At 47.5% G+C, this 6,405-nt stretch carries 6 protein-coding genes and 1 pseudogene; 5 read left to right on the top strand and 2 right to left on the bottom strand.

The window, feature by feature from the left end; all coding sequences use genetic code 11:
- Positions 1-110: IS1 family transposase (locus JS46_RS23765; protein ID WP_019725171.1), on the top strand; the 110-nt coding region annotated here is incomplete at its 5' end.
- Positions 111-120: 10 nt separating this feature from the next.
- Here the strand turns inward: JS46_RS23765 and JS46_RS22325 are convergent.
- A protein-coding gene (locus JS46_RS22325; RefSeq protein ID WP_152560727.1) for an IS3 family transposase occupies positions 121-1,202 on the bottom strand; the annotation gives its coding sequence in 2 pieces (ribosomal slippage) (positions 121-965 and positions 965-1,202; 1,083 coding nt in all).
- 226 nt (positions 1,203-1,428) lie between these two features.
- On the opposite strand from JS46_RS22325, the gene JS46_RS22315 reads away from it, so the two are divergent.
- Positions 1,429-2,037 (top strand): DsrE family protein, encoded by a 609-nt coding sequence (locus tag JS46_RS22315; protein ID WP_033755962.1) that lies wholly within the window; start codon positions 1,429-1,431, stop codon positions 2,035-2,037.
- Between the two features lie 2,017 nt (positions 2,038-4,054).
- On the opposite strand, the gene JS46_RS22300 is transcribed toward JS46_RS22315, so the two are convergent.
- Positions 4,055-5,338 carry a globin domain-containing protein gene (locus tag JS46_RS22300; protein ID WP_033755959.1) on the bottom strand — a complete coding sequence of 428 codons (1,284 nt, stop codon included), beginning with the start codon at positions 5,336-5,338 and terminating at the stop codon, positions 4,055-4,057.
- Positions 5,339-5,722: 384 nt separating this feature from the next.
- On the opposite strand from JS46_RS22300, the gene JS46_RS23755 reads away from it, so the two are divergent.
- The 3 genes and pseudogenes from JS46_RS23755 to JS46_RS23750 all read left to right on the top strand — a co-directional run.
- Positions 5,723-5,836 (top strand): KGG domain-containing protein, encoded by a 114-nt coding sequence (locus JS46_RS23755; RefSeq protein WP_072010482.1) that lies wholly within the window; start codon positions 5,723-5,725, stop codon positions 5,834-5,836.
- 241 nt (positions 5,837-6,077) lie between these two features.
- Positions 6,078-6,275: pseudogene (locus tag JS46_RS22295) on the top strand (DUF421 domain-containing protein); the annotation flags it as partial.
- 58 nt (positions 6,276-6,333) lie between these two features.
- On the top strand, positions 6,334-6,405 hold a 72-nt coding region (locus JS46_RS23750), incomplete at its 3' end, for an IS1 family transposase (RefSeq protein ID WP_044061500.1).

Below are 6,405 nucleotides of genomic sequence, written 5' to 3'. Positions count from 1 at the left end.
TGAGGCAGCACCTGGCACGGCTGGGACGGAAGTCGCTGTCGTTCTCAAAATCGGTGGAGCTGCATGACAAAGTCATCGGGCATTATCTGAACATAAAACACTATCAATAAGTTGGAGTCATTACCGCCGACGCTTACTGTTATAAAACATTTCGATGTAATCAAAAATATCGCTGCGGGCTTCTTCCCGCGTTCCGTAGATCTTTTTCTTTATCCGTTCGCGTTTCAACAACTGGAAAAAGCTTTCTGCAACCGCATTATCATGGCAGTTACCGCGACGGCTCATGCTGCCCTCCAGGCCGTGTGATTTCAGGAACGACTGCCACTCATGGCTTGTGTACTGACTGCCCTGATCCGAATGAACCAGCACCTGTTTTTGGGGATTACGGCGCCATACAGCCATCAGCAGTGCGTTCAAGACAATGTCCTTTGTCATCCGGGATTGCATGGACCAGCCGATAATTTTGCGTGAGAACAGATCAACAACCACGGCAAGATACAGCCAGCCTTCGTGGGTCCTGATGTAGGTTATGTCCGTTACCCAACGCTTATCCGGAGCATCCGGGTTGAACTGTCGCTGGAGCCTGTTGGGCGACACGATACTGGCCTCGCCTTTACGTGCCCGCGGGCTCCGGTATCCGACCTGAGCCTTTATCCCGACACGTTTCATCAGTCGCCAGACTCTGTTCACTCCGCACTGTTGCCCGCTGTCCCGCAGATCCAGATGGATTTTGCGATAACCATAGACGCATCCCGATTCCAGCCAGAACTGTTTAATCTGTCCTGTCAGTCTCAGGTCTGCCTGATGGCGTTGTGAATGCGGCTGCTGAAGCCAGGCGTAAAAACCAATGGGATGAACATCCAGCACCCGACAGAGCAGGCGAACAGGCCAGCAACAGGTGTTGTCACGGATAAAGGCGTACCTCAGTCGGACAGCTTTGCGAAGTACGCCGCGGCTTTTTTTAATATGTCCCGTTCGTCGGTAACCCGCTTCAGCTCTTTCTGGAGACGGCGGATCTCGGCCTGAGCATCTGACTGTTCTTTATTAGCGGAAGAATCCGGACCGTACTTCTTTATCCAGGCGTAAAGGCTGTGGGTGGTGATATCGAGACGTGTTGCAACGCTGGCAACAGAATAACCGCGATCAACAACCTGTTTGACTGCTTCAATTTTAAACTCTTCGGGATAACGCTTACCGCTCATGGGCACCTCTCTTTAAGCCATCTTAAATGACTCTGAGGTGTCTGTTAAACCCGTGGCGATTCACGATTTGATCCCGCTGCTTAAGAATAATCTGTAAAATTAACAACCTGGTAAGAAAGTATAAAGTAAATGTACGGCTTGCTAGCTGATGCCAAAATGTTTTTGTTAATGTCTTTCTTCACTAATATAAACAGGGCGCTCATGCTCAAGGCGCCCGGAGGGAAACATGCGTTCTGTTATAACTGGAGCACTAATTGCAATCACGAGCGGGCTTATGGGAGCTGCGCTTTGTAATAATCATGCTTTTTTCAAAAGCCTGACTGATCATCCTGCCAGTGTTTCAAACGATCAGTCCGCTGGCTTCTGGATTACACCGGCCGTGAAGGGTTATGGCGAAATCCACTATGAACGCAGTGCTGCCTTCCAGCCCACCCCAGACCTGAGCAATAAAATCGTTTTCAAGGTGGGGCAGGCCGGAGACAACACATCATTGCCGAATCCGGCCCTGGAAAAAGTCGCGCAGGTGGTTAATCTCTATGTTGCAGCCGGGGTTCCCACCAACAAACTCAGATTTGTCGTTGCGGTGAACGGTGGCGCAACGCCGGCGTTGCTTGATAACGTGCATTATCAAAAAATATATGGCACTGACAACCCAAACCTTAAGCTCATTTCGGCCCTTCAGAGCCAGGGAGTCAAAGTGAGCATATGCGATCAGGCTATCGCCTGGCATCATTATAAAAAGAACTGGATCGCTGGCTCGGTTATACATACGCCTTCCGCTCTGACCACAATAACAACCTTACAGAACAGGGGTTATGCCTTCCTGGAAATGTAAAGCGGATTGGCAGGCCTTGTTGAATAAATGGAAGGTAGCCTTATTGCACCTTTCGTCAGATAATTTTCTTAAACCACCTTACACATGCTCAAAGCCTTACTGACATGCAATAAGCCGCTTTTATGTCAGTGATATTACTTCAGTAACACCGCTCCATGTCGCGCCTATAGTAGAAAAGTTATTGACTCCAGCTCAGGTCGGAAACATCAGCAGTCGTGATGAGGTAAAACGCTTTCCCGCCGGCGGACTCAAACAGGCTGGCAGCTTTTTTAATATCATCAACATGAACGGCAAAATGCTGGATGCGGTAACCGCTCAGGGGACCGAAGCCTGCCTTGCTCTCACAGAAAGAAGGCAGCGACTGCAAGCGTCAGGGAGAAAGATGCCTGGCGGAACATTACCCGCGACGTGGTAAAAGCAGGTGCAACTCCGAGTCGCATTCGCTGCACTTCCAGTGCTGATGCTGTCAGCATGCGGCGGCAGTCCTTCGAGGTAGCTAATAACATTACAGCGTTTGGTTAATCTCTTCAGTAAACTCAGCCAGGCGGGAAAGGTCAGCGATGCCGATTTCCCATCAGACATGAAAGATGAACAGCGCGTCAGAATGCTTCGGCTCAATGTTTAACGGTGGTGGGCATGGTACATGGAGGCAAATCAGTTACTCTTCACAGTACAAAAGTTGATTTAAAACTGGTCTCGTAAGTTTAAGTAGACTAGGGTTCAGGCGGAAAACAGCTGATAATTGAGGTCGTTTTGTTTACAGTGGAGCTGGATACTGTAGTTTATGCTTTTCAGATAAGGCAGCTTGCTGCAAGGCATCAGTCCGGAGAGGATTTGAGGCAGATCAAGAACCTGGTGGATGATGTCATAAGGTCTATGTAGGTAAATCTTAAGTATCATTATCATTATCAGAATCGCTTACACCTGAAGATGTGGTCCGAACTCTTCAAAAACCTCAATACCTTTACGAATAAATGTTCAGATCCTGACTGGATGACTGTCATCGCCTATGCCAGACGGCAGGTGAGCCGCAAAAAGGGCGCCGCAAAGGCCAGGCTCAAGTAAATACAGACCTCGGCTCGGTCATTGTATTTGATAACCCGATACAGGTTTACCGCCTGGCTTTATTAAAAAGGTCGGCCGGCCGGACACTTCAGGCACGCTAAGGCGCTGAAGCTGCGCCGAACCTGCCGCTAAAAGCATGGAAAACCCTTAACAGGTTTTGAGGTTTGATCAATTCCTGAACCTGATGAAAAAAATAAGAGTGCAATATGGGAAAATATTTTTATCTTTCAAGGCAATTCGAAGTCACGGGTGCTTTGTTTGTACATACAGCTGGGTGTAAATCACTGCCTGGCGTTGAAAATCGCGTTTTTTTGGGCACTTTTTACCATACCCGGGACGCAATGAAGGTAGCGAAATCCAGGGATGCTGAGGCGAGGCCTTGTCCTAGATGCTTTACTTCCCTCTATAAAACATGAATCTGCTGACTACGATCTAATCGGGATAACACCACGCAATCATCTTTGAGCTTTGGAAGAGGGCAGACAGAAATAAATTTCTTATTCTTAAGCGGATCAGAATGTACTTTCTTTCCCGCTCCGGTCAGGCATTTTGCAAAAGAAAAGAGAATGCAGTTTATTCCGAGCATAAGCGTTTCCGTTTTTCATCTGCAGCATAAACCGCGTATTTCCGGACGCTTATGAACATGGTGAACATGTCATTCATAAACGTGACGTTTTTAACAGGCTTTGTTGTGTGCATTCATTTTTTGCATGGCCTGAAATCAGGCTGCCTCTGCAAACGGTAAGAAAGGTACGCTGCCCGGTTTCATGTGCCCTGCGTAAGTTTTCAGAAAAGCCGTTCCTGTACCTCCTGGCAACGACAGGAAAACCTTGTCAGATGGAAAAGGGACAGCAGAACAAAGCGCTGGGCGGCAGTCAGCGCCCTGTCCCGGTTACAGGGCAATAACCTTTTCGGTAACGCTCAGGCACCTTTTCCTGGGATGATTTACGGATTACAGGTGAACGCCACCTGTGGTAAACGCTTCACTGAAGATCCTCTCCGGTGGGATCCCCAGACGGAGCAGGGCCTGGTATTGCTCCTGCATAAAAGGTACCGGCCCGCAAAGGTAATAGTCAGCCTCTTTCGGTAAACAGGCAGCAGGCATTTCATCCAGCTTAAGACGTCCTTGCATGTGGTAGTTTTTGCCGGCAACCTCACCTTCTTTGACATTTTCATAAGCGATAAACAGATGAAGATTTCTGTTCCGGCGCGCTAAATTCTCCAGCTCTTCACGCAGGGCATGGGCCTCTGAACTGCGGGCCGCATGGATAAAATAAATATCTTTTTTGCCCTCTGACTGCTTTTCCGTGATGGCAGAGTCGCCTGTACCGGCAGCAGAAGATAAATTTGGGTCCGCATGTTCTGCAAGCAGGTGGTTTACCATTGATATCATTGGGGTCAGTCCGACGCCTGCGCTGATAAGAACATTCGTATTATCCGGGTTCAGAAGGTAAAAGTTTCCGGTCGGGGCGCTGAGTTCAACGATGTCACCTTCCTGAACAGCATTATGCAGCGTTGAAGAGACGTAACCGGGATCCTGCCCTTCGATACGGGGATCTTCGCGTTTTACGGATATACGCAGATAATTATCAGCAGGACTGCTCGAAAGACTGTACTGGCGGGGTTGTCTAATCCCCAAGGCAGGTACCATAACCCGGAGCGTGATATACTGGCCCGGTTTATAAGGAGGCAGCGCCTGTCTGTCCTTGGGGACAAGATAAAATGATGTAATTTCGGCACTTTCCATGACTTTTCTGTCCACAATAAAATCACGCCAGCCAACCCAGCTGCCGCTGGTATTTTTATGCTCCTCATACAGTTGTTTCTCCGTCGCGATAAAAATATCAGCCAGCTGCTGATACGCTTCCGCCCAGGCCCTGATTAATTCATCATCCATGGAGATATTAAGCACTTCACTGATGGAATGGAGCAGATTTTCGCCAACAGTATCATAATCAGGAGTCTGTATATTCAAACTGACGTGCTTATGGCAGATAAGCTCAATAACCGGTGCCAGCACACCGGGATTATCAATATTTTCAGCATACGCCAGCACTGCGCCAGCCAGCGCTTTGGCCTGAGCACCGCTTCGCTGATGCCCCATATTAAACGTTTCTTTCAGGTCAGGGTTGTTTTTTAACATTCTCTTGTAAAAATAATCGGTCAGCGCCACTCCGTTTTCTTTCAGAACGGGGACTGTAGCTTTAACCTGTTCTTTTTGTTTTTCACTTAACATATTAACCTCACAATGCCTTCATGCTGCCGTAACGAATAAACTGAACCCAGAGTTTAGTATGGCCGAGTCAGGCCTTTCCACCCTTAAGCATAATCACAGACAGCCAATAAACACATTCTCACCTGAATTTATTCTTCTTTTTTAGCCGAATATGCCATTGCTCTGGCCATTCTGTTGCCGCTTTTCCATAAAGAAAGCAGGTTAATAAGCGAGACGACAATATATTTGCCGATCCGTCTGTATTTAGCGTTTCGCTTTAAAAATTTGCACAATTTCTCATTTTGTCTATTCTTGTTAACGGAGTGGCGGCGGGCAGAATGAAGCAACGTTCAGCAGCCCCGACACGGTAATTAAAGCTAATTTTTTCTACAATGAGAGGTATTTATGGCTGAACATCGTGGTGGTTCCGGTAATTTTGCAGAAAACCCTGAGAAAGCATCTGAGGCTGGTAAAAAAGGCGGCGAGCACAGCCATGGCGGCGCTCGTAAAGAAAAATGACAGCAGGATGTTACCTGATGAATAACAGCCCTTCAGGGATGATTTTTTATTTCAGAATGACTGTTATTCAATGTGCTGAAAGCACCGGGAGGCAGGGTGAATAATAAGTAATATTTCTGCCCTGCCGCATAGGTTTTTAACGTTCAACTGCTCCAGATTTATATTCGTCAAAAAAGAATCTGATTAACACATCTTCTGTTCCCCTGATAACTTTTAGTATTGAAGGTTAACCTTTCTGCTTATGTTTTCATTTGACTGGCATCGTTTTTTACTTAATGACCTTAATTTTTCTTTTCTGGGCGAGGTTGCCTTCAGGGTACTGATTGCCTACGTCATTGTATTCAGCTTCCTGAAAATTTCTGGCCGTCGCGGCATACGTCAGCTTTCCTTGTTTGAGTTGGTTATTATCCTGACGCTGGGGTCGGCGTCGGGGGAAGTGACGGGTAATGCTGCCAACTTACTGATTTAGTGTATGATGGTAATTTTAAGGTGCTTGCGTGGCTTCCATTTCCATCAGATGTCCTTCCTGCTCCGCTACTGAAGGCGTGGTGCGTAACGGCAAAAGCACT

This window comes from Pantoea sp. NGS-ED-1003 (assembly GCF_000738765.1).
Taxonomy (GTDB): domain Bacteria; phylum Pseudomonadota; class Gammaproteobacteria; order Enterobacterales; family Enterobacteriaceae; genus Pantoea; species Pantoea septica.
The sequence above is the reverse complement of the archived record's forward strand: the minus strand, read 5'-3'. Positions and strand labels throughout refer to the sequence as shown.